We start from the raw sequence: 21,990 nt of genomic DNA on the forward strand, positions 1-21,990 counted from the left end.
CGGGCAACCTCATGTCATCGCCAAACGTTTCGCCCAATTACGGAACAGTCGGCAGCCTTGCACCGCCGAGCCCTCCGCCACATATCATGATCCGCCCTCCTGCCGTTTTCGCTTTGTGTCTCTGTTGTCAGGGCAGCAAGCGCGTACGTCACGCCATCAGTTGACATAGCGCCCCGTTTTTCCCATTGAATCCCAATATTGGCGGCGCAAATGCACTTTTTGAATTTTTCCAGACGCGGTCTTCGGCAGCTCATCAACAAACGTTACACCCGTGATCGCTTTGAAGTGGGCCAACTTTTCCCGCGAAAAGGCGATCAGCTCCTCTTCGCTCACCGTATGCCCGGGTCGAACGACGACGAACGCATGCGGCGTTTCACCCCATTTTTCATGCGGCACGGCGATGACGGCCGCTTCAAGCACAGCCGGATGTTCATAAAGCGCCCCTTCGACTTCAATCGAGGAAATGTTTTCTCCTCCGCTAATAATAATATCCTTTTTCCGGTCGACGATATCAATATGCCCGTATTCATCGACTGTCGCCATATCTCCTGTATGCAGCCAACCGTCACGAATCGTTGCAGCCGTTGCCTCATCGTTTTTCCAATACCCTTTCATGACGCCGTGGCTGCGGACGATCACCTCACCGATCGCCCGTCCATTCTTCGGCACTTCCTCTCCATTCTCGTCGACGACTTTCACCTCGCAGCCGATCATCGGATAGCCGGCTTTCGCTTTCAGCCGCTGCTTTTGTTCGGCAGGCAGCCCGTCAAGCTGCGGGCGGATAAGCGAAATGGTGCTGAGCGGAGACGATTCAGTCATGCCGTATACTTGAATGAATTTCCAGCCGAGTTTTTCTTCGACGCGCGCAACAAACGCGGGCGGCGGTGCGGAACCGGCAATGACGACCCGCACATGTTCCGGAACGTCCGGCTTATGCTGCTCGTAATATTGCAGCAGCATGTTAAGCACGGTCGGAGCCATATGCATAACGGTCACACGATGCTCGTTGACAAGGTCAAAAATGGTTTTCGGATCGACTTTGCGCAAACCGATCTGCGTCGCTCCGTTAGCGGTGTAGTAAAACGGCGAACCCCAGCCGTTGACATGGAACATCGGCAGTACGTGCAAATACGTATCACGGTCGGATACACACAGATGATGCATCGTCACGAGCGCATGCAAATAATTGTTTCGATGGGTCAACATCACTCCTTTCGGATTGCCCGTCGTCCCGCTCGTATACAGCAAGCTGCATACATCGTTTTCGTCGATCGTCGGGCGCGGAACGGGCGCGGCCGATTGGGCGGCGAGCCATTCCCCGTAAGCGGTTTCAACGATTGCCGCATCTGTTTTATGGTGAATGATCATCTCCTCGACCGTCTCAAGTTGATCTTTGACGGGCGCAATCAACCCGTACAGCTCTTCATCAACGAACAACACTTTGCTTTCGCTATGGTTCAAAATGAAGACATAATCATCCGGTTTCAAACGCGTATTGAGCGGCACCATCACTCCACCCACTTCAAATACACCATAAAACCCTTCGAGCATTTCGAGCGTGTTAGGAGCCAAATACGCCACGCGATCCCCTTTACGGACACCAAGTCCCCGCAGCCCATTGGCGAGCCTTCGCACCCGTTCGCCAAGCTGCCGGTACGTCACTGTCCGCCCCGAACAAATCATTGCCGGCTTGTCCCCGTACAGAGCCACAGCGCGGTCTAAAAAATGGGTGAGCACAAGCGGTACGTTCATCTTCCTCTCCCCCCGGCTATATATTTTAGAAAATTCACAATTATATTATATAGGAAGATGGGCAAAAGAAAAAGACGGTCTTTTCCGTTGTCGACCGTCTAGTTGTTTCCTTTCGCCCCGGCATCAGACACATCTGGGTCCACCGTATTCGTGACGCTGCAAAACGTATTTGTTTGCAAAAAGTCACCCGTATTGCCGCCGCCGGCACCGGAGTTCGTTTTTGATGTACTTTTTGGGGCGATTTGTAACACATCCCCCATGTTCACGGTGCCGTTGCCGCCCACGCTCGTAACCTTAATCCCGCCAATGACGATCGCTGGCATCGCCTTCTCCTTCCTTTCTGTCCATTCCTTTTTTATCATATGCCGCCAATCCGTCTGCCACTTGGACACCCGTCCCGCATTGAACCGATTTTTCTCCGCATTCATACAATGCAGTAACGATACGGGGGGAAGGAGGAGCTATAATGCCTTCATTTATTAGTGGCCCGATTAAAATTACCCATGTGAGCGGAGACGGAACCGTCAATTTTGGCGATGTATTGCAAATCGCGCCAAAGAGCACGGCCAAGTCGCATACCGGCGCGGGCGGCAGCAATAATGGGGATTTCTTGCAGACGAATACGTTTGTCAGCTTTACCAACACCGGCGACCCTGACATTTTGGACGCAAATAATGCAGCGAACAATTAGAGCGAACGTTTTCCGGCTTGTGCCCATACATTAGTAGTAACTACGAAGCTGGGAAAGGAGCATGCCCCCATGCCGGCTTTTGTCGGAATCGTGAAACTGAACAGCGTCGGGAGCAGCGGCGTGTTCCATATTGGCGATGTGTTTGCGATTTCCCCACAAAGCGTGACGAAAACGTTCGCTGGCGCCGGTTCGTTTAACACCGGCGACGGGCTTCATGTCTATAACTATTACAGCAACACGAATACGAACGACGCTGATGTCGCCGATGAAAATGTCGTCGGAAACGTATAGAGGAGGGGAAGGAGGTTGAATGTTTATATCAGCCAAAGCATTTGCATTCATCAATTGCGGATCGGTTCGGTGACGAATTCATCCGTTTTGCAAATCGGCAGCGCCGGCAGCATTCAGGCGCTGTCCACGCTCGCCAACACCGGCGGATTCACCGGCCCAGCGCCGCAGGCAACCGTGCCGCTCGGTCCGCAAGCGCAGCCGGCCGCCCCTCTCGTCCCTCTCCATTCAGCCACTCGCTAAACTCAACAGAAAAGAGTGATGAGGACCAGAGGCCGTCCATATATTGAAGTAAGAGGGCTCTTGGGAGAGGATGATGGTGCACGATGAGTTTATACGAGTATTTCGTCAAGCTGCACCGCTATGTATCATGGCAAACAAAAAAAATACAGGCGCTTGAACAACGCCTTCACCTTCTCGAAGCCCGGCTTCGGGAAATCGAGGCACAACCGCGCACATCGATCGAACGGATCGAATATAAGTTTGACCAGTTAAAAGTGGAAACGCTAGAAGGAACATTAAACATTGGGATTGCCCCGCCGGGAGCCGGGGGAACGATTGAGGACTTTGCCGTTGAACCGGTAAAAACGGTGATTCCAAAACCGGAACCGGTGCTGATGCGCCCCATTCAAGAAAAAGTGGCCGCCTATCTCAACAAGGAAGCGCCGGAAACATTAAAACAGCTTGAACGTCAATACGGCCGCCGCCTTGACGACACGTATCGGCAATTTATTTTGCAAGACATTGCCCGCCAGACCGATGACCGCATTCACTTTTATTTGCAGGAAAAAGCCAACCAAGGCTACGTTCCGTCCGGCGGCCGCGACGAAGCAGTCGAAAACGAAATTTTCCAGAAGGTAAAGGCCGATATTGAACAATCCCTTGACGCGTTTCTCAAACATTTGCCCACGGGGGGGGAAGAACCATGAATTATACGGTCATCAACCGCGATGTGCACGTCGGCGATATCCGCCTCGTAGCGGTCGCCAGCGCCTCGCTGTTTTTAATCGGCGACGCCGATGTGATCAACTTGTCATCAGCGTTTGACACGCCGCCGGAATCGCTTATTATCGGCCCGTTCGTTCCGCTCGTGCCAATCCGAGGGGAAGCATCGTGAAACGGACGTCAGTAGTGCAGGCATTTCATGCGGAAACGCTGATCATTAGCTCTGTACTGCAAATCGGTGACTCGGAACGGATTTCCGCCCGTACGCGCGCCTTGGCCGTCCAGCGCCAATATGAGCTGTTTTTTGGTCCGGAAGGGGAACAAACATTCCCGATTTTTACAAAACCGATCCCGCGTTGGTCTTCCCCGCCGCCAGTCGCTTCCCGGCAGACGCTCCATCACTCTCCGGTCATTTCGGTTCGGTCAGTTCGCGTGCTTGGGATTTCTTCGTCAGCTGTCGTCCATATCGGTTCAACCTCCACCGCAGAGGCGGAGGCACGAATAAAACATATCCGCCAGCTGGCTGACTCTGCGTCGGGCGCGCAAACAAGAGGGAGGGGTGCATAATGCCTTCATTCGTCGGTCCGATTAAAATCAATAACGTTGGAAGCGGCGCCGTCGTCCAAATGGGGGATTGCCTCTATATTGCGCCGAAAGTCGCCACAAAAACGCAAGCCGGATCCGGGGGTTTCAACACCGGCGATTTTGTGATGACAAACAACGCCATTAGTTTTACGAACGCGTTTGACCCAGATGTATTTGATCAAAACGTCGCCGCTAACAACTGAACATTGTCAAACACAAACAAGGGGGGCAGATTGCCCCCTGTTTTCTTTACCGAATACCTGTTTTTTGTTCAACGGGTCACTCCTTACATCGTTTCCAGCCGGACGCGCGTGCCGCGGCCGGACGGCTCAGCCGGCTCAACGATGAGCCTCCGCGGCAGACGCGTGCGAATTTCTTGGACATGGCTAATGACGCCGACCGCCAGCCGTTGTGTATGCAGCTTTTCCAACGCAGAAATGACCATATCGAGCAGTTCGGCGTCAAGTGTGCCAAAACCTTCATCCAAAAAGAAAAACCGGAGCGGATATTCGCCGCGCAGCTGAATTTGCGCCGACAGCGCCAGCGCCAGTGACAGTGAGGTCAAAAACGTTTCCCCGCCCGAGAGCGTCGCCACCGGCCGTCTGACGCCGCCGTTGGCATCATCGCGGATGAGAAATCCGCCTTGCGAATCGAGTTCAAGCGAGTAACGGTGCCTTGTTAACCGTTGCAACCGCTCCGCGGCTATGGCTGTCACTTGTTCGAGTTGCTCTTCCGCCATAAACTCCACAAAACTATTGCCGCGAAGCAGCGTCTGCAGCTGCTTATATCGCTCGATCTGCCGGCTGAGCTGCGCTTGCTTCGCCTCGAGTTCAACAAAACGGGCATGTTTTTTTCTCAACTCCGCCACTTTTGCTTGAATGGCTCCAAGCTGTTGCGTCATCGTTTCCATTTGCACTTTTCGCTCGGCGTATACGCGCTGCAGCATCTCCCATTGTTCTGCGCTCACCACCGCCTCGCCGAGAGCGGCCGCAAGTTGAGCCCGGCGGTGCTCCGCCTGTTCCACTTGGCGCCAATAGCGGCGGATGGCTTCGTCCCACTCGCCGCATTGCTCTTTTGTCGCCCTCGCCCGTTCAGCTTCTTCCGCATCGGCAAACGCCGTATCGGCAAGGGCGCGGCGCCAGCGGGCGAGCGCCTCTTCTTCGCGGCGAACCCCTTCTTCATACGCCTGCTTGGCCGCCTTTGTCTCGCTTTCTAGCGTCTGGTGCTGTTTTTGCGCACGCTGCCATTCATCATACGCCTGCTGCTCGCCGCTTTGCAACCGGCGCCATTCAGCTTCCGCTTCCCGAAGCTGCACAGCCGCCGGGCTGGGGCCGGCTTTCTCACGCCGCTGCCGTGCATACTCTTCCGATAACTGCTGTTTAGCGTTAATAAGCGAGTCAAGGCGTATGCGCTCCGTCTCCATCCGGCGCTGTTCTTCGGACGCTTCTTCTTTGGCCCGCTGTTTTTCTTCTAAAAACGGCACGCTATCCTCAAGCCGTTTTTGCACGTCGCGCCACCTTTTCTCTTGTTCGCGCAGCTGCTCGTATACCGCGTCGATCGTCTCGAGTGAAAACGAAGGGTAGGCATGTCTCCATTGCTGCTCAAGCTGCTGCCGCTCCTCTTCGAGACGCTGTCTTTCAGCTTGCAACGCTTCCCTGTCAGCGGCCGCCCACCGGCAGGCGTTTTCCGCTTCGCGCCGCGCCGTTTCCGCTTCGTTCCACTGGGCGAGCGCCCGGTAAACAGATTCTTTTTGCTCAATGACATCTTGCTCGAGCGCCCGCACTTCAACGGCGACATCGTCCACTTCTTCCGACGGGCGGCCGGCGGCAAAGAACGGGGGCGCCCCATGGCCGGCGGCCAGCCCCGCGAGCTGTTCAAGCTGCGCCTTTAACGAGAACAAGACTTGTAAATCTTGCTCACACTGCCGGCGCTTCTGCTCGAGGTCAGGCAGTTGCCCGTAGCCGGAAGAATGCGGCATCGTGGACGGATGCGGATGTTCGCGCGACCCGCACACCGGGCACGGCTCACCGGGGCGGAGCTGTTCGGCCAGCACAGCCGCCAGTTCCGCCGTTCGCGCCTCTTCCATCCGCTTCCGCTCCACCTCCATGTCTTGCTGCAGCGCGTACAGCCGTTTTTCGACGTCTTGCTGCCGCTGACAGACGGAATGGTATGTTTTCTCTACGAGCCGAAACAGCTGCTGAAGCCGGGCGCCGACGGCGGCAGCCTGGCGTTCCCTCTTTGCCCGTTCCTCTTCCGCCTGGCGCCACATCGCTTCCTTTTGCCGGAGCTGTGCATCAACACGGGCGATGGCCGCTGCCGCTTGCTCGATTTGCCGCTTCTCCCCATGCGCCTGCTCCACTTCGTCTTTACCGGCTAGCGCCTCCGCATACCGTTGCAGTTCTTCTTTTAGCTCCTGCTGTCGCTTCATGCCGCGTTCATACCAGGCAGACGCTTCTTCGAACCGGCGTTGCGCCGCTTTCTCGCGACCCGCTAGCCGATTTCGTTCCTCATTGAGGGCAGCAAGCTCATGCGTGAGCGCCTCCATTTGCCGCTCGAGCTGTTCTGCCTGGCGCAGCCGCTCCGTTTGCGCCAGCAGTTCCGGTTCGCGGCTCGCTTTTTCCTGCCGCGCCTGTTCGTAGCGGCGCACCGCTTCCTCGTAGCCGGCCTTGGCTTCCTCGAGCTTTCGCGCCAGCTCTTCGTAGCGCTTGGACGCCTCTGCCCGCAAGCGCCGTGCCTGTTCGTATTGTTCCCGGTACGGCCAAATGCGCTCCGCCTGCTCAGCGCGCTCCTTTTTTTCTTCGAGCGCACGGATTTCCGGCTCACGCCGGCGCAGCTCGGCCAGCTCTCGCTCGACCGCTTCTTTTTCTTGCTGCCACACCCAAAGCTGTCTCGTCCGTTCAACATCCGCTTCGACGTCCTCGAGCTCTTTTTTCCGCTTGGCAAGCAGTGCGGCCAACTCCCGCTCCTCCGCCTCCGCTTGTTCGAGCGCGGCTTTTGACGCATCGCCAAGCCCTGCCTTCTCCGCTTTGATTTTTTCCTCTTCTTGCTCAGCGGCGGCAAGCCGGTCTTTTAGCTTTTTGCTTAGTTGGTCGCCGTACCGCTCAAGGTGGAAGAGGCGCTGCAGCATTTGCCGCCGCTCCGCCCCTTTCAGCGATAAAAATTCAGCAAATTTGCCTTGCGGCAAAACGACCGCTCTAGTAAAATCTTCCATAGTCAAACCGAGCAACTGCCCTACCGCCTTGTCCACATCGGACAGCTTGTCAGCGAGCACGACCGGCTCTGGCTGATGCTCGATCAACCGGCAGACGGCGCTTCGCGCCCGCCACTCATCCACTTTTTTTAAACTGCGCTCCACCGTATACCGTTTGGCCCCCGCCGCATGTTCAAGCTCAAATGTAAACGAGACGAACAACTCTTGTTCAGCATGGTTGATGATCGCTTGGGTGCGGTTGGCGGCCCGCTCAACACTGCCGTACAGCGCCAGCGTAATGGCGTCTAAAATCGTTGACTTGCCGCTTCCGGTCGGACCAAAAATGCCAAATACGCCGCCGTCACACAGCGTGGTGAAATCGATCGTCTGTTTTTCGCGGAAGCTATGAAGGCCGGCGATCGTCAGTGAAATCGGCTTCACTCCTCTCCCCCCTCTTTTTCTTCTTCCGCCGTCAGCTCTAAAAAGAGGCGGACGAGCTCTTCATCCGGCGTCTGCCCCCCGGTTTGCCGTTTGTAAAAACGGCAGAACATCTCTTCGAGCGAGAGCGTTTCGCGGCTCAGTTCGGCCACCTCTTCCATCCGGTGCGGAAACACCGGACGGATATGGACAAAACCGGGATGAAGTTTACGCAGCCGATAAATTTCTTCCATTGTTAGCGGTTCAGTCACATGGAGCTCTAAATCAACCCAGCACGACGGGTCTTTTCCTTCCTCGCACCAGCGGTACACTTGGGCGAGCCCTTCCGTCGCTTTCCAGCGGACAAGCGGCTTTCCGGCGGCAAGCGGAATTTCCGTCACGCTGGCCGCCCCGCCCGGATGGACATCAACAACCGTGACCGACTTGGCATGCCCAGCTTCAGAGAAGCTATAGGCAAGCGGAGAACCGGAATAGCGCGCCGCCGTCTCCGCCCGTTTGACGTCCTGCGGCCGATGCAGATGGCCGAGCGCCACATATTGGGCGGCGTTCGGCAAACTCGCCGCCGCCACTGTATAAGCGCCGCCCACTTCAATCGGCCGCTCGGAATCGGACGTATGGCCGCCGGCGACGTAAAGATGGCTCATCACGATATTGACCGTCTTCTCGGTGAATGAGGCGGCCATCGCCGTTAACAGCGCACGGATGCGGTCATCATACCGGTCGCGCAGCGCCGTTTCCCGATGGTCGGACGACAGCAGTTCAGCGAGGCGTGATTCAGACGGATAGGCCAACGGAGCAAGCATCATCGTTTCTCCGCACGATGGGACGTCAATCTGACAAACGGAAGCTTCCGGGCGGCCGAAAAGAAAGATATGATAATCGGAAAGCAGCGTCCGAGCCGCGCTGATGCGGTCCGGATGGTCATGGTTGCCGCTGATGACGGCGACCGGCCGGCGTCCTTTGTCAGACAGGCGGGCTAAACTTTCGTAAAACAATTGTTCCGCCGCCGCCGGCGGATTGACGGAATCGAACACATCGCCGGCCATTAAGATGACGTCAATTTGTTCGTTCCTAACGATTTCGACAAGCTCGTCGATAAACGCTTCCTGCTCAGCCAGCCGGCTTCGGCCCTCGAGCGTCCTCCCGAGATGCCAGTCGGCCGTATGCAAAATGCGCATCGTCTCTCCCCCTCCGCTTCACTCCACTGCGAGAAAATACCCGCCGTCAAACGAGTATAAGTAACATTCCGCCACCGGCACGCGCCAAATTTGCTCAATAGCCCGCCGATAGAGGCGCATTTGCGCCCCGTAGCGGCCAAGCAAAAAGCGGACGGCCGCCTCTTTTTGACCGGCAAAACGGCCCGTCACCTCATCCGTCTTATAGTCGATCACCACATAGCCGTGTTCATCGGCAAACACGCAGTCGACCACCCCTTGCACGAGCAGGCGGCGGCCGCCCTCCATCCCTTCGCCGCCGTAGAGTTCGTCAACCGGAAGCCCTAAGCTGAACGGCACTTCGCGGTATACTTCGCCGGCGGCGCAGAGGCGCCGGCCGATGTCCGTTGCGAAAAAGGCGATGATCGCGGCGGCATCGACCGCTTCAGCTTGCTCGGCCGACAGCAATTCTTTTTCGACAAGTCGAATGATTTGGCTGCGGATCGACGATTCGTCCATCGGTGCGTGCAAATCGAGATGGCGCATGACGACATGAAGCGCGGTTCCTTTTTCAGCGGGTGTCAACGTTTTTTCCTGCATAAAGCGCGGTCGGGCAAACAGCGGGGCCGTCCCTTTGCGCGGCAGCCACTCGTCCGCCTGTTCGCCAAACAGCACCCGCTGTTCTTTCAGTTCTGAGACCGACTGTTTTGCGCGCACGGCCGTCTCCTTTTCGTAGCGATACCGCCATAACAGGCGGCGCCTTGCCTCCTTCTCCCATTCTCCTCGAGTCGGAACGGGGCGGCCTTGTTCGAGCGCGGCAAGCGTGCCGCCATCCTCCCGGTCGGCCGACATCTCACCGCCGCGCAGCTCGGCTGCCGGCACGATCGCAAGACGCCACACCGACGGATGAGAGGCAATCTCCGGCGGCGCTGACGCATCCGCTTCGATTAAGGCGCACCCGTCTCGATGACGGATGAGCGCCCGGCCGATCCAATCTAAGTACGAACGGGCCGACGCCCGCACATCGTCCGGAAGGAGCCAGCCGCTTTCAGCGGCAATGCTTTTCCATTTTTCAATCTCTTTGTCCGCATCATTGACCGAAGCAAGCAAGTACAGCTTCTCTTTTGCCCTTGTGAGCGCGACGTACAAAACGCGCATTTCCTCCGCCAGCAGCTCAAGCCGCTTTTTCACTTGAATGGCCAACAGCGGCAGCGTCGGGTAGCTGATGCGCAGCTGCGGATGGACAAACCGGGCGGCAAATCCGAGCTCTTTATCAAGCAAATACGGGGAATGCAAGTCGCGCGTATAAAATGGGCGCGCGAGTCCAGCAAGAAAAACGATCGGAAATTCGAGCCCTTTGCTGCTATGGATCGTCATGACGCGCACGACATCTTCCTGCTCGCCGAGCTGACGGGCCGCCCCTAAGTCGTCGCCGCGCTCTTGCAGCCGCTCGATGAAGCGGAGAAAGCGGAACAGCCCGCGGAATGACGTCGACTCGTATTGCCGGGCGCGGTCATATAGGGCGCGCAAATTGGCTTGCCGCTGCTTTCCGCCCGGCAAAGCGCCGACAAAATCATAAAATTGCGTATCGCGGTACAGCTGCCAAATCAGGTCCGCTAATGAACGGCGGCGCGCCATCGTGCGCCATTCTTCCAACCGGTCGAGAAAGGCAATGGCTTTTTTCTTGGCATTCTCTTCCTCATCCGTTTCCGCCGGCTTCTGGCGAAACGCTTGCAGCGCCTCGAAAAACGCGCCTTTCGGGTCGCTGAGGCGGATCATAGCGAGCTCGTTTTCATCAAACCGAAATAGCGGTGAACGGAGCACAGCCGCCAGCGGAATATCCTGATATGGATTATCGATCACTTTCAACAGCGACAACATCACCGAAATTTCCGTCGCTTGGAAATAGCCGGATGACAAATCAGCTGCTGCCGGAATGCCATGAGCCTGCAGCTGTTCAATTAGTTGCGGCGCATTTGTCATCGAACGGACGAGCACGACGATATCGCGATACATGGCACGCCGCGGTTGCCTGCTCGAACGGTCGTACACATAAAACGGGCGTGAAACGGTCTCTTTTATTTTTTCTGCCATCAAGCGCGCCTCAAGCTCCGCTGCCTCAAGCTCGGCCGCTTCCTCCTCGCCCTCTTCCGCCGCGCGCTGCCGGTTGATGATCATCACCTCCGGAACGGCATCCGTCCCATCTGGATAATCGGCGCCATACGTAAGCTGCGCCGCCTCATCGTAAGCCATTTCCCCGACCGCTTCCCCCATAATTTGCGCAAATAGGAAATTTGCCCCATTGAGCACCTCCGCGCGGCTGCGGAAGTTGCTCGCCAAGTCGATTTTCATTCCCCCTGCTTCCCCATCAGCGGTAAACCGCTTGTACTTATCGAGAAACAGCATCGGCTCGGCGAGGCGGAACCGGTAAATCGATTGCTTGACATCGCCGACCATAAACAAGTTGCCCGTTCGCTCGCTTCCTTTTTTGACGAGCTGCAAAATCGTTTCTTGGACGAGGTTCGTATCTTGATACTCATCAACAAGCACCTCATCAAACTGCGCCTGGTACTCCAAAGCGGCGGACGACGGCTGCCATTCGCCTGTTTCCGGGTCGCGCTGCCGCAAAACGCGCAAACAGTAATGCTCCAAGTCGGAAAAATCAACGATCCCTTTTTCCCGTTTCGCCGCTTCAAACATGGCGGAAAAGCGGCGGACGAGAGCGACGATCGTTTCGACGACCGGTTTCATCTCGCGCATGTGACGAAGCCAAGTAGACGGGCGAAACGAAAACACGTTGTCGCGCAGTGCCTCGATTTTCTTTTTCACTTGATCGCGCAGCGATTTCGCTTCATCGATGAGCCGCGCCTCATACCCGTCGCCGCGGCAAGCCGGGAGCCGTCCGAACGACAGCGATTGCAGCGCACGATGCAGCTCATCCCACGGCCCAGCCAGCCGCTTTTCCAAATCGGCAATCAAGTCCATATCTTCGTCCAACCGTTTCTTGTACGGCTTCGGCCCTCTTTCTTTCTCGGCAAGCTTCAAAGCCAAGCCGATAAGCCGCTTGGCCGCCGCCAGCTCCATCGCCGCGTGCTGGGCGATATAGCGCGCCGGCGGCAGCGTTTCGATGGGCGTCTGTTCATCGATACCATACATCGATACTAGATTAGCCAGCCATTCATCCGGCGCCGGATGGGAACGAGAGAATTCGTAGAGCGCCAAAATCATCTCCTGCAACTCGGCATCGCTCCGGTCACCAGTGTAGGCATCGACAACGGCGAAAAAGCGCTCATTGTCCGCCTTCCCGTATTGTTCCTCGAGCAGTTCCTCAAGGACATCTTCCTTCAACAGCTCGATTTCCGTCTCATCGGCAATGCGAAACGACGGATCTAAATCGAGCAAATAATAATACTTGCGGATCACATCCAAACAGAACGAATGGAGCGTCGAAATTGAGGCGCGGTTGAGCAAGCTGAGTTGACGCCGCAAATGGAGCGAATGCGGACGCTTGGCAAGCTCCCGTTCGAGCGCTTCGCCAATTCTCGCTTTCATCTCTGCTGCTGCCGCATTCGTAAACGTGACGACGAGCAGGCGGTCAATATCGACCGCTCCCTCTTCCGCCGTCACCTTTTGAATGATTCGCTCGACGAGAACAGCCGTTTTTCCGGATCCGGCCGCCGCCGCGACGAGAATGTCCCGGCCGCCGGCCGCAATCGCCTTCCATTGTTCATCCGTCCACCGGCTTCCAGCCGGTTTCGGGCGAATCGTAGCGTTCACTTTTCGTCCTTCCCTTCCGCTAATGTTTCGATCACCGCATCCTTCGTCTGCGGAGCAAGCTTCCGATATTCGTTGCTAGGCAACGCCTCATCAAATTGACATACTGGCTTAAAGGCGCAAAACTCGCACGCCGTTTTGTTTTTCAGCTTATACGGGGCGATGGATACGACACCGTCGGCGATTTGTTCACCGATGTCGGTAAACAAGCGGCGAACATGTTGACGGAGCGCAGCAAAATCGGAGGCGCTGGCCACCGAAGAACGCGAGTGGATCGCCCCGTTTTTTGTTAGCTGAGCGGGCACAATGAGCGACCATTGCCCGCTTGCTGTGTGGCTGTCCATCAGCCGGATCGCCTCGGCATCGGCAAGCAGCAACCCGCGCATCCGAAACGGTTCAAGCAGCTTTCTTGCCAGTTCCGTTTCGTCGTCAAGCCATTGCCGCGCTTGAATAATCGGATTGTGAATATGAAAATAAAGCACCCCGGCCGGCAACGCTGGCTTTCCGACAAGCTGTTCAGCATACGTCAGCACAATATCGAGATACGTGAACATTTGCAGCGCTAAACCGTAATAGACTTCCGTCAAATCGAGCGTTTTGGCGCTCGATTTGTAATCGATGATGCGAAGGAGCACGCCTTGGCTGCTTTCCGCCTGATCAACGCGGTCGATCCGCCCGACGAGCTCCATCACGGTCCCATCGCGAAGCTGGAAGCGAAGCGGCGGCAAGTCGCCGCCCGGTCCGAACGCCAACTCGAATCCGACCGGGGCAAATCCGCTCGCCCGCGCATGTTCGCTCAATACATGCGCCGTGCGGGAGACAACATTTTTTAATTTCCGTTTCATATATTCATAGCGGCTAGAGCTTGATAACACCTGTTGCTGGATGAGCGGGGCGATCCGCTCGACTGCTTCATCCGACAGCCGCTCGCATTCCGATCTGGATAGCTTTTTCCAATCAAGATGCTGTTCACGCACTCGGTCGGCAATTTGCTTGATGGCGGCATGGAACAATTGCCCGACATCCGGTGCCTCAAGGCGGAAAACGTTCCGCTCTTTCAAGCGCAGCCCATGCGAGGCGAAATGAGCGTACGGGCATTTTTGAAACTGCTCCATGCGCGAGACGCTCGCCTGAATTTTTTTTCCGTACAGCCGTCGGCTCCATTGTTTTTTGAGCGCCGCTGCCTGATTCGTATAAAACAGCGCTGACACCGCCTGCTCTACTCGTGCCTTCCATTCCGGATGACTGATCAGCACATTATATACATCCCACCAAAGCGGAGCGATGCCATAATTTCGCTTCCACGCCCGCAGCTGGCTGATGAGATACGTCTGTGTCGCCCGCGGTGCGGTGACAAACGCCTCCGGCTTCTCCTGTGGGGCATCGAACGGATCATTGCCGCATAAATGAACAGACAGATGCGGAAACAATTGAACGAGCTGCTTGATGAGCGGGGACGGCATAAGCGCCTTCCCCTCGCCATCAGCAAGCGGATACGTAACGTATAGCCGTCGGCTCGGGCAGGCAAGAGCCAAGTAAACAAAAAACGGGTCGTAAAACAGCTGCTCCCGTCCTCCCGGCGCAAGCGTCATCCCGAGTTCGCGCAATTGCTCCCGCTCAACCTCGGCCATGAGTCCTTCTTCTTTCGCTTTGGCCGGGATGACGCCGTCATTGGCGCCGATGATAAACGCATACTTGACATCAATCAGGCGCGAACGGTCGAGCTGAGCGACGATCACTTGGTCGACCGCTGGCGGAACGAGGGCGAATTCCAGCCGATCGAGCCCGGCTTCGATCACTTTGGCAAACTCGGCAAGCGGCAGCGGTTCCGCTCCGAGCATTTCGACGTATTGATCGAGCAAGTCGATGACCGCGTTCCACGCCTGTTCGTGCTGGCGCGCTTCGACGAGGCGTCCGTCCGCTTCCGCCTGCGCGCTCATTTGTTCTAGTTTTTTCGGAATTTGCAACTCTTCTAAAAAGAGATATAACGCCGTGCAAAGACCGCGTCCATCGGCAGCCCGGCGCAGACGGCGCTCAAGCCGGCGGAGCGGGGCCGCCAGCGCGTCGCGCCATTCGTTGAGCTTGTCTTCAAACTGCCGCTCTTCATCCGTCTGCGGCACATTCAGCCCGTCAAGCGCCTGATAGCGCCGGTATGTCCAACGTTCACCGCTTGTCCACTTTTCGCCTTTCACCCCATAGGCGAGCACATAGTTTTCGAGCTTGTCCGCCGCCTCGCGCCACATGGCCAAGTCATCGTCAACCGGAAAGAGCAAATCCGTTTTGACAGCACGAAAAACCGCCTCATAGCGCCAGCGCGTCACTACCGTCTCCAAAGCAGCGCGCACGAGTTCAATGAGCGGGTGATGATGCATCGGCTCTTTTTCATCCATAAAATACGGGATATCAAAGTCAAAAAACACTGTTTTCACAAGGTCGCGATACGCTTCCGTCTGGCGGATGATCAGCGCAATGTCGCGATAGCGCGCCTCTTCGTCGCGGACGAGACGGATGATTTCCCGAGCGACCGCTTCGATTTCGGCGCGGCGGTTGGCTGCCTCGTAAAGGCGGACCGCATCGGTCTCCGCTTCATACGGCAACAGCGGACGGCGGTGAAACTGCGCTTCAAGATGGGCGAGCGCCCCGTCTTGATGGCGACGGTTTGCGGAAAGCACGATCGGCGGCTCGATCAGAATATCATTGGCCAAAGCGAGCTCGCGCAACTGGCGGTACGTCTGCGCCGGCAAGTAAAAAAGATCGAGCTCATCCGGCATCCCTTCATCGTAAGGGCGGTCAGCCGTCAAGCACACGGTGACGCGCCGGCAACGGTGAAGCAGCTGTTCAATAACCATATATTCCTGTGGGGAAAAATGATGAAAGCCGTCGATATAAATGTCGGCGCCGTGCAAGTAGCCGGAGCGGGGGATGTGATCGGCGAGCAGGCGCAAATAATCTTCCGAGTCAAGATAATGGCCGAGAAGGCTTCGTTCCAACTCCTCATAAACGAGCGCCACATCGCTTAACTTATCAGCTAGCAGCCGGCGGCCGGGCTGGCCTGATCCGCCCTCGAGCATGCCGGCATGGCGGCGGAGTTCATCCGGCGTCAAGCAATACCGCTTGCATTCTGTGATCATCCCATGCATCTGTTCGACAAAACCGCTTTTATCTGCCGCACGTCCAAACAGCTTCAGCTCTTGTTTGCGCTGTTCAATAATTTTTCGAATCATCATCTGCACGCCAACGTCGTGAACGTGGTAACGGTTCATGCCTCCTGTTTCTTGCAGCACGCGCCAGGCGAGACGTGGGAAGCTGAACACTTGGGCGCGGATCATTCCCTCTGTTCCGTCCGTATGTATTAGCGCGTATTCGCATTGAAACGTCATTTGTTCCGGGACAAGATAGACGACCGTCCTTCCCTTTGGATCTTCCTGCAGCTGGCGGCGAATTTCTTCAAGGCAGGAAGCCGTTTTTCCACTTCCCGACCGCCCAAGCAAAAAACGCAGCGACATCGCAATCACCACCATTCATTTCCTTTATTTACCCTATTTTAGCACACATGTTCGTGTTTGACGAGTTATTTCGACCCCACTCATCGATCACAGCAATGAAACAGCCAAAAGAGATCCCAAGGCGACGCCGCCTTCCCCCACGTTGCCAACCGCAAGCTCCGGACGGCAAATTTCTGCAAAGAAAAAAGCTTTCCTCTCACCGGCTTTTACGCACGAAAATGCCTTCGTGCCAAAGCAAGCCGTTGCTCTAAAAGCGGAAAGCAAACTGTCCAAACGGCCAATAACGGAGGTCGACCTTACCGACGACTTGGCTGATTTTGACAAAGCCGAAATGACGGCTATCCCAGCTGCCGAGCCGATTGTCGCCAAGGACGAAAATGCAGCCGGCCGGCACCCGTTTTTCCCCGGTTACCTCTTCAAGGGTAAAATCGCCCGTCAGCTTGCCGCTGATCAATTTTTGCTTATACGGCCGCAAATACGGTTCCTCCATTGGTTTTCCATTGATATACAATAGATCGTTTTTATATTCAATTCGATCCCCCGGCAGCCCGATCACCCGTTTTACATAATCTTTCTTTTGGTTGGCATGAAAAACGACAATGTCGAATCGGTGGATCGACCCGATTTCGTAACGCAGCTTATTGACAATGAGCAAATTGCCGCTTTGCAGCGTCGGCATCATCGATTTTCCCTCTACCATATAGCTGCTGAAAACAAAAAAACGGAGCATCGCAATGAAGCAAACGGCGGCCAGCCATGGCCAGCGCTGCCTTCGTTTTTCCTTTTTCTTTTCTTTCGTCATTCCCCGCCCCCCTCGCCGCTTTGTTTTTCCGTCAGCGAAAATCTCGCCTCTACCCGTTTTCCTGCGTACCAAAGCAACAAGACGACCGCGGCAATGCCAGCCGTGCGCAACGGCTGCCGAACGAGCGCCACGATGTCATAGCCGATAAAACTGATCGTAAAAATCATGATCATCTTTCCGAGCAACACCGCGAGCACAAACTGCTGGCGGCTGATGCCTGACAGCCCGGCGACAATATTGACGAGCGCCGATGGGGTGAAAGGGAAACAATAAAGCAAAAACAGCGGGCCAAATCCGTGCCGTTCGATCCAGTGCATGAACCGGCGGACTTTTTGGTGGCGGCGGACAAAACGAAAGAAACGCTGCTGGCCGATTCTTCGCGTCAGCCAAAACACGATGAGCGAACCGAGCGAGGCGCCGAGCCATGAAATGAAAAACCCTTTCCACAACCCGAATGCGGCGGCGTTCGCCATCACAAAAACGACCATCGGCAAAATCGGAAAAAACGACTCGAGCAGCGTCGCGGCAATGCCAGGAAACACGCCAAATGAGCGGTAATGTTCAAGCAAGGAAAGCACGTGATCGAGCGTGAACCATTGTTTGAGCGTTTCCATATTCATGCATCTTTCTCCATTCAAATGCCGTTTATACTTTTATTTTACACGCCCGGTCGTGCAATTTGAACTCTTCTTTGTGAAAACCCATTTTTTATTATTCATGCTCTGTCACATCTTTTTCCTGCTGCATGCGGAATATGTATTGGAGTTTGCGTTCTCTCGCCTCCATTCGATCCGCCAGTTTCGTCCGCAGTTGGGCTGTTCGATATAATTGATTGACAAAGGATTTATAGGAAACATCGAGGGATACGCTTTTTCCATTGCGGAAATAGACGACGGTTCGCTCATATTTGGCAGGTTCATACTGATAGACGTGCATATGGGACAGCCAAACGCAGCCGGAATCTCTTGGGGAAGAAGTTGGGAAGACGTAAATTCCATTGGCCGGTTCGATGGCAATCGGCGCTTTGTGGGTGATGCCGATCAACGCCTTTGTTCCTTCTTTTCTGCCTTGGAAGCTGCAGCCGTAATAGTCGCAGCTATGTTTAATGATATCGGTTGGCGTTTTTTTGACAATATATTCGCCATCTTCCTCAATGACCTTTGCATAGACATCACTGTTCAACAGGTACGGGAGAATCGCCATAGTATAACGGCTCACGACGAAATGTTCCAACACGATAAACTCATTCACTTTCATCGGTTCATCCCCTTCCTATCAACTGGATCACTATTCCTATCATACCACTGGAAGTTATATTTTTCTATATTTTGAAAAAGATTAGTGGGCTTTTTAGCACAAAAAAATCCCATGACAATCGTCATGGGGGGTATTATGAGTTTTCAAATGTTTGGCCGATCTCCTTGGCCGCTAAATATTCATTGGCCTGCTCAAGCGCGGTATGTTCACCGACCGAATCGCCCGCATACGTTTCTTCATTCATCCACCATTGCTCAAAGTGGAGGTCTGTGCTGACGCGAAATTCAGCGGGCATCAACTCCGGCAGATCGTCGTTTCTCTTTTCCATCCCATCGCCTCCCTACGCCTATAGGATGCGCCATCTTTTTCCTTTTATACATAAAAAAAGCCCGGGGAGGCCGGGCTTTCATTTGCGTCCGCTGTTATTTCATATTAAGCAGTTGTAAACTGCTCCTCTTCGGTTGATCCTTTTAAGGCGACGGTGGACGATTGGCCACCGGAGATCACTTGGGCGACCTCATCGAAGTAGCCGGTACCGACTTCGCGCTGGTGGCGCGTGGCTGTGTAGCCGTACTTCTCGGCGGCAAATTCAGCTTGCTGCAGTTCAGCGTATGCCGCCATGCCGCGCTCTTTGTAGCCGCGCGCCAACTCGAACATGCTGTAGTTGAGCGCATGGAAGCCGGCGAGAGTGACGAATTGGAACTTGTATCCCATTTTACCGAGCTCTTTCTGGAATTTGGCGATTGTCTCGTCGTCCAATTTTTTCTTCCAGTTAAACGACGGCGAGCAGTTGTACGCGAGCAGCTTGCCTGGGAATTGCTCGTGAATCGCTTCCGCGAACCGGCGTGCTTCATCCAAATTCGGTTCGCTCGTTTCGCACCAAATAAGGTCGGCATACGGCGCGTAGGCAAGCCCGCGAGCGATCGCCTGGTCGAGACCTGCCCGCGTGCGATAAAACCCTTCCGGCGTCCGTTCGCCGGTAATAAACTGTTGATCGCGCGGGTCAATGTCGCTTGTGATCAAGTCAGCGGCATTCGCATCGGTGCGGGCGATAAGCACCGTCGGGACACCCATGACGTCAGCGGCAAGCCGCGCGGCGATTAAGTTGCGCACGGCCGTTTGCGTCGGCAAGAGCACTTTGCCGCCTAAATGGCCGCATTTTTTCTCTGACGACAGCTGATCTTCGAAATGAACGCCAGCTGCTCCCGCTTCAATCATCGCTTTCATGAGCTCAAACACGTTCAGCTGGCCGCCGAATCCAGCCTCCGCATCAGCAACGATCGGCACAAAATAGTCGACATCGCCGCTGCCCTCTAAATATTGGATTTGATCTGCGCGTTGCAACGCCTGGTTAATGCGCTTGACAACATGTGGAACGCTGTTGGACGGATACAAGCTTTGATCCGGATACATGTGCCCCGCGAGGTTGGCGTCGGCCGCCACCTGCCAGCCGCTTAAATAAATGGCTTTCAGCCCTGCTTTCACTTGTTGCACCGCTTGATTTCCAGTCAGCGCACCGAGCGCATGAACGTAATCTTCCGTATTTAACAGTTGCCATAACTTCTCGGCTCCGCGCCGAGCGAGCGTATGCTCAATATCGAGCGAGCCGCGCAGTTTAATGACATCTTCAGCGCTGTACGGGCGGGTAACACCTTTCCAACGCTCTTCATTTTTCCAGCTTTCCTCTAATTGCCGGACACGTTCAGCAAATAACGCCATTTTTCCTTCCCCCATCTCTTGTTATATTACATTATTTTTGTTTACGGTTTTATTATATAACAGATAAGAAAAAATGCAAGCCTTTTTTTGAAACTTTTCTCAATTAAGAAAATAGACGCATAACGTTCATAAAAACGGCATTTTTTCTGCCCATCATTTTGGTATGATCAATAGTAGAGGAGTGATGATGATGAAAAAATGGTATATGATCGCCGCATCGCTTGTGCTCGTTGGCATCGGTGCCGGCATCTTTTACTTCGCCGTCTACAAGCCGTCTGCTATGCGTCTGCCGGATGGCGTGACGATGGAAACGGCGTGGGGAGCCCCTTATTCCTTTGATGACTTGCCGCCAAAAGTTCGACTCGTCGAATTCATCTATACGAACTGCCCGGATATTTGCCCAAATACGACAATGCAGATGGCAAAGCTGCGCGACCGGCTGCAAAAAGCCGGGGTGTTCGGGCGCGATGTGGAATTCGTCACGATCACTATTGACCCCGCGCGCGACACGAAAGAAAAACTGCAAACATACGCCAATACGTTTGGGGTGACTAGCGATGGGCAAGGATGGGTGTTTTTGCGCGGCAGCGAAGCGGAGACAAAAGCGGCGGCAGATGCTTTCAACTTCCAATACCGCGACCCGGGAAACGGCATGATTGTGCATACGTCGCTCGCTTACTTGCTCAATCGGGACGGACGGGTCATCGAACAGATCGACATGGGGGGAGCGTCACGATTTCGTGTTGATGAAGTGTACGAAACGATTATGGATGAATGATCGTGACGGTTTCGTATAGGTGTAGCGTGTGGAAAGAAAAAAGAGGGCATTGTCTGCCCTTTTTTCTTTTTTTATTGAATGCCGAACCTTTTACATCAGCATCGAATAGCAACTAAGAACCACAACCGCAGCAAGCACGACAACAATAACATTCGCACCAAGCCAGGCGGCAGTCACGGCCGCCGCAAAACCGACCACCCCAAAGAGAATGTCGTCTTGAATGAAAAAAATATCAGGAATAATCAGCGCGCCAAGTGCAGCGTACGGCACATTTTTCAGCACCCCTTGCCAAAACGGCGGCAGCTGGACGCGCCCAAGCAGTACGAGCGGCAACATGCGCGGCAAATAAGTGACGATCCCCATGCCGATAATCATCCAAACGATCGCGTTATTCATCCTCATTCTCCCCCTTCTTCGCCAGCCACTGGACGACGACTGCCGAAAGAAGCGTCGCTAGCACGATCGACCAGCCTTTCGACAGATGAAAGACAAGCGTGCCGATCGAGTTGAACACGGCAGCTAACCCTGCCAGCCATACCGTTTTCCGCTGCTTTTTCAGCGCTGGGACGAGCAAGCCGATAAACATGGCGTACAAAGCGACCGACATGCTGTCTTGCAAGCTTTCCGGCAAGCTCGCCCCGACAGCATAACCGATGCCGGAATTGACGACCCAGCTGCCGTACGCCATCATGATCAACCCAAACATATACGGAGCGCTGACCGTCCCCTCTTTCATGGCCGCAACGGAAAACGTTTCATCCGTAATGCCAAACGCATACAGCGCCTTTTTCCAAAGCGCATCCGCCTCCGCTTTTTCGTTGAGCGAAGCGGACATTAAAAAATGGCGAATGTTTAAAATAAATGTCGTTAAAATGATTTCAAATATGCCGGTGCCGACGGAAAGCAAGCTGAGTGCAATATATTGCGAGGCGCCGGCAAAAACGACGACGCTCATCAGCACTGTTTCTGCAAGCGTCAGCCCGGTCGTCTTGGCGAGCAGGCCAAATGTCAGCGCGATCGGCATATAGCCGATGGCGATCGCCACCCCCGCCTGCACCCCTTGGCGAAACGGCGCCATTTTACCAACCGTCCATGTCGTTTCCATCCATCC

The 21,990-nt window shown here is 55.0% G+C and carries 21 protein-coding genes; 8 read left to right on the forward strand and 13 right to left on the reverse strand.

Annotated elements, in window-relative coordinates:
* Window positions 1–156: 156 nt before the first annotated feature.
* Entirely contained in the window at window positions 157–1,752 is a 1,596-nt protein-coding gene (locus IC803_RS13680) for a fatty acid--CoA ligase (RefSeq protein WP_081207753.1), read from the reverse strand.
* Between the two features lie 98 nt (window positions 1,753–1,850).
* Window positions 1,851–2,075 carry a spore germination protein gene (locus tag IC803_RS13685; protein ID WP_081207752.1) on the reverse strand — a complete coding sequence of 75 codons (225 nt, stop codon included), beginning with the start codon at window positions 2,073–2,075 and terminating at the stop codon, window positions 1,851–1,853.
* Between the two features lie 143 nt (window positions 2,076–2,218).
* On the opposite strand from IC803_RS13685, the gene IC803_RS13690 reads away from it, so the two are divergent.
* The 7 genes from IC803_RS13690 to IC803_RS13720 all read left to right on the forward strand — a co-directional run bounded on the left by IC803_RS13690 (window position 2,219) and on the right by IC803_RS13720 (window position 4,464).
* Window positions 2,219–2,443: a spore germination protein gene (locus tag IC803_RS13690; RefSeq protein WP_081207751.1), complete on the forward strand. Its 225-nt coding sequence runs from the start codon at window positions 2,219–2,221 to the stop codon at window positions 2,441–2,443.
* 69 nt (window positions 2,444–2,512) lie between these two features.
* Window positions 2,513–2,734, forward strand: a complete 222-nt coding sequence (locus IC803_RS13695; protein WP_063166625.1) for a spore germination protein — start codon at window positions 2,513–2,515, stop codon at window positions 2,732–2,734.
* Window positions 2,735–2,749: 15 nt separating this feature from the next.
* Entirely contained in the window at window positions 2,750–2,974 is a 225-nt protein-coding gene (locus tag IC803_RS13700; RefSeq protein WP_081207750.1) for a spore germination protein GerPB, read from the forward strand.
* Window positions 2,975–3,057: 83 nt separating this feature from the next.
* The gene (locus IC803_RS13705) at window positions 3,058–3,660 is read left to right on the forward strand and encodes a spore germination protein GerPC (protein ID WP_081207749.1); all 603 of its coding nucleotides are present in this window, start codon (window positions 3,058–3,060) and stop codon (window positions 3,658–3,660) included.
* Window positions 3,657–3,848, forward strand: a complete 192-nt coding sequence (locus IC803_RS13710; RefSeq protein ID WP_081207748.1) for a spore gernimation protein GerPD — start codon at window positions 3,657–3,659, stop codon at window positions 3,846–3,848. Before IC803_RS13705 ends, IC803_RS13710 begins: the two co-directional genes overlap by 4 nt.
* The gene (locus IC803_RS13715) at window positions 3,845–4,243 is read left to right on the forward strand and encodes a spore germination protein GerPE (RefSeq protein WP_081207747.1); all 399 of its coding nucleotides are present in this window, start codon (window positions 3,845–3,847) and stop codon (window positions 4,241–4,243) included. Before IC803_RS13710 ends, IC803_RS13715 begins: the two co-directional genes overlap by 4 nt.
* A complete protein-coding gene (locus IC803_RS13720; RefSeq protein WP_063166630.1) occupies window positions 4,243–4,464 on the forward strand; it encodes a spore germination protein in 222 nt (73 codons plus the stop codon). The genes IC803_RS13715 and IC803_RS13720 overlap by 1 nt, the downstream gene beginning before the upstream one ends.
* An 83-nt stretch (window positions 4,465–4,547) precedes the next feature.
* Here IC803_RS13720 and IC803_RS13725 read toward each other — a convergent pair whose 3' ends face one another.
* From IC803_RS13725 to aceA, 9 genes are all read right to left on the reverse strand, one after another.
* Window positions 4,548–7,892, reverse strand: coding sequence for an AAA family ATPase (locus tag IC803_RS13725; protein ID WP_081207746.1), 3,345 nt, complete (start codon window positions 7,890–7,892; stop codon window positions 4,548–4,550).
* The gene (locus IC803_RS13730; protein ID WP_081207745.1) at window positions 7,889–9,067 is read right to left on the reverse strand and encodes an exonuclease SbcCD subunit D; all 1,179 of its coding nucleotides are present in this window, start codon (window positions 9,065–9,067) and stop codon (window positions 7,889–7,891) included. The genes IC803_RS13725 and IC803_RS13730 overlap by 4 nt, the downstream gene beginning before the upstream one ends.
* A gap of 18 nt (window positions 9,068–9,085) precedes the next feature.
* A complete protein-coding gene (gene addA / locus IC803_RS13735) occupies window positions 9,086–12,820 on the reverse strand; it encodes a helicase-exonuclease AddAB subunit AddA (RefSeq protein WP_081207744.1) in 3,735 nt (1,244 codons plus the stop codon).
* The gene (gene addB / locus IC803_RS13740; protein WP_304441244.1) at window positions 12,817–16,323 is read right to left on the reverse strand and encodes a helicase-exonuclease AddAB subunit AddB; all 3,507 of its coding nucleotides are present in this window, start codon (window positions 16,321–16,323) and stop codon (window positions 12,817–12,819) included. Before addB ends, addA begins: the two co-directional genes overlap by 4 nt.
* Before the next feature lie 247 nt (window positions 16,324–16,570).
* Window positions 16,571–17,125: a signal peptidase I gene (lepB, locus tag IC803_RS13745; RefSeq protein WP_081207742.1), complete on the reverse strand. Its 555-nt coding sequence runs from the start codon at window positions 17,123–17,125 to the stop codon at window positions 16,571–16,573.
* Complete coding sequence (locus tag IC803_RS13750; protein ID WP_081207741.1) at window positions 17,122–17,745, reverse strand: TVP38/TMEM64 family protein; 624 nt, start codon at window positions 17,743–17,745, stop codon at window positions 17,122–17,124. The genes lepB and IC803_RS13750 overlap by 4 nt, the downstream gene beginning before the upstream one ends.
* 91 nt (window positions 17,746–17,836) lie before the next feature.
* Window positions 17,837–18,382, reverse strand: a complete 546-nt coding sequence (locus tag IC803_RS13755; RefSeq protein ID WP_081207740.1) for a competence protein ComK — start codon at window positions 18,380–18,382, stop codon at window positions 17,837–17,839.
* Window positions 18,383–18,515: 133 nt separating this feature from the next.
* A complete protein-coding gene (locus IC803_RS13760) occupies window positions 18,516–18,710 on the reverse strand; it encodes a hypothetical protein (RefSeq protein WP_081207739.1) in 195 nt (64 codons plus the stop codon).
* A gap of 104 nt (window positions 18,711–18,814) precedes the next feature.
* Window positions 18,815–20,101, reverse strand: a complete 1,287-nt coding sequence (aceA, locus tag IC803_RS13765) for an isocitrate lyase (protein ID WP_081207738.1) — start codon at window positions 20,099–20,101, stop codon at window positions 18,815–18,817.
* Window positions 20,102–20,291: 190 nt separating this feature from the next.
* Between aceA and IC803_RS13770 the strand changes: the two genes are divergently transcribed.
* Window positions 20,292–20,879 carry an SCO family protein gene (locus tag IC803_RS13770; RefSeq protein WP_081207737.1) on the forward strand — a complete coding sequence of 196 codons (588 nt, stop codon included), beginning with the start codon at window positions 20,292–20,294 and terminating at the stop codon, window positions 20,877–20,879.
* A gap of 90 nt (window positions 20,880–20,969) precedes the next feature.
* Here IC803_RS13770 and IC803_RS13775 read toward each other — a convergent pair whose 3' ends face one another.
* Together IC803_RS13775 and IC803_RS13780 are read right to left on the reverse strand one after the other, a co-directional pair.
* Window positions 20,970–21,275 (reverse strand): AzlD domain-containing protein, encoded by a 306-nt coding sequence (locus tag IC803_RS13775; protein WP_081207736.1) that lies wholly within the window; start codon window positions 21,273–21,275, stop codon window positions 20,970–20,972.
* Entirely contained in the window at window positions 21,268–21,984 is a 717-nt protein-coding gene (locus IC803_RS13780; protein ID WP_081207735.1) for an AzlC family ABC transporter permease, read from the reverse strand. Before IC803_RS13780 ends, IC803_RS13775 begins: the two co-directional genes overlap by 8 nt.
* Window positions 21,985–21,990 lie beyond the last annotated feature (6 nt).

The sequence above is a fragment of the Geobacillus sp. 46C-IIa genome (genome assembly GCF_014679505.1).
GTDB lineage: Bacteria > Bacillota > Bacilli > Bacillales > Anoxybacillaceae > Geobacillus.

Excerpts from the sequence above, each read along its gene's own strand:
- IC803_RS13680 (WP_081207753.1), bottom strand. The coding sequence starts at position 1,752 with ATGAACGTACCGCTTGTGCTCACCCATTTTTTAGACCGCGCTGTGGCT.
- IC803_RS13685 (WP_081207752.1), bottom strand. The coding sequence starts at position 2,075 with ATGCCAGCGATCGTCATTGGCGGGATTAAGGTTACGAGCGTGGGCGGC.
- IC803_RS13690 (WP_081207751.1), top strand. The coding sequence starts at position 2,219 with ATGCCTTCATTTATTAGTGGCCCGATTAAAATTACCCATGTGAGCGGA.
- IC803_RS13695 (WP_063166625.1), top strand. The coding sequence starts at position 2,513 with ATGCCGGCTTTTGTCGGAATCGTGAAACTGAACAGCGTCGGGAGCAGC.
- IC803_RS13705 (WP_081207749.1), top strand. The coding sequence starts at position 3,058 with ATGAGTTTATACGAGTATTTCGTCAAGCTGCACCGCTATGTATCATGG.
- IC803_RS13710 (WP_081207748.1), top strand. The coding sequence starts at position 3,657 with ATGAATTATACGGTCATCAACCGCGATGTGCACGTCGGCGATATCCGC.
- IC803_RS13720 (WP_063166630.1), top strand. The coding sequence starts at position 4,243 with ATGCCTTCATTCGTCGGTCCGATTAAAATCAATAACGTTGGAAGCGGC.
- IC803_RS13730 (WP_081207745.1), bottom strand. The coding sequence starts at position 9,067 with ATGCGCATTTTGCATACGGCCGACTGGCATCTCGGGAGGACGCTCGAG.
- addB (WP_304441244.1), bottom strand. The coding sequence starts at position 16,323 with ATGTCGCTGCGTTTTTTGCTTGGGCGGTCGGGAAGTGGAAAAACGGCT.
- lepB (WP_081207742.1), bottom strand. The coding sequence starts at position 17,125 with ATGACGAAAGAAAAGAAAAAGGAAAAACGAAGGCAGCGCTGGCCATGG.
- IC803_RS13750 (WP_081207741.1), bottom strand. The coding sequence starts at position 17,745 with ATGAATATGGAAACGCTCAAACAATGGTTCACGCTCGATCACGTGCTT.
- IC803_RS13755 (WP_081207740.1), bottom strand. The coding sequence starts at position 18,382 with ATGAAAGTGAATGAGTTTATCGTGTTGGAACATTTCGTCGTGAGCCGT.
- IC803_RS13760 (WP_081207739.1), bottom strand. The coding sequence starts at position 18,710 with ATGGAAAAGAGAAACGACGATCTGCCGGAGTTGATGCCCGCTGAATTT.
- aceA (WP_081207738.1), bottom strand. The coding sequence starts at position 20,101 with ATGGCGTTATTTGCTGAACGTGTCCGGCAATTAGAGGAAAGCTGGAAA.
- IC803_RS13770 (WP_081207737.1), top strand. The coding sequence starts at position 20,292 with ATGAAAAAATGGTATATGATCGCCGCATCGCTTGTGCTCGTTGGCATC.
- IC803_RS13775 (WP_081207736.1), bottom strand. The coding sequence starts at position 21,275 with ATGAATAACGCGATCGTTTGGATGATTATCGGCATGGGGATCGTCACT.
- IC803_RS13780 (WP_081207735.1), bottom strand. The coding sequence starts at position 21,984 with ATGGAAACGACATGGACGGTTGGTAAAATGGCGCCGTTTCGCCAAGGG.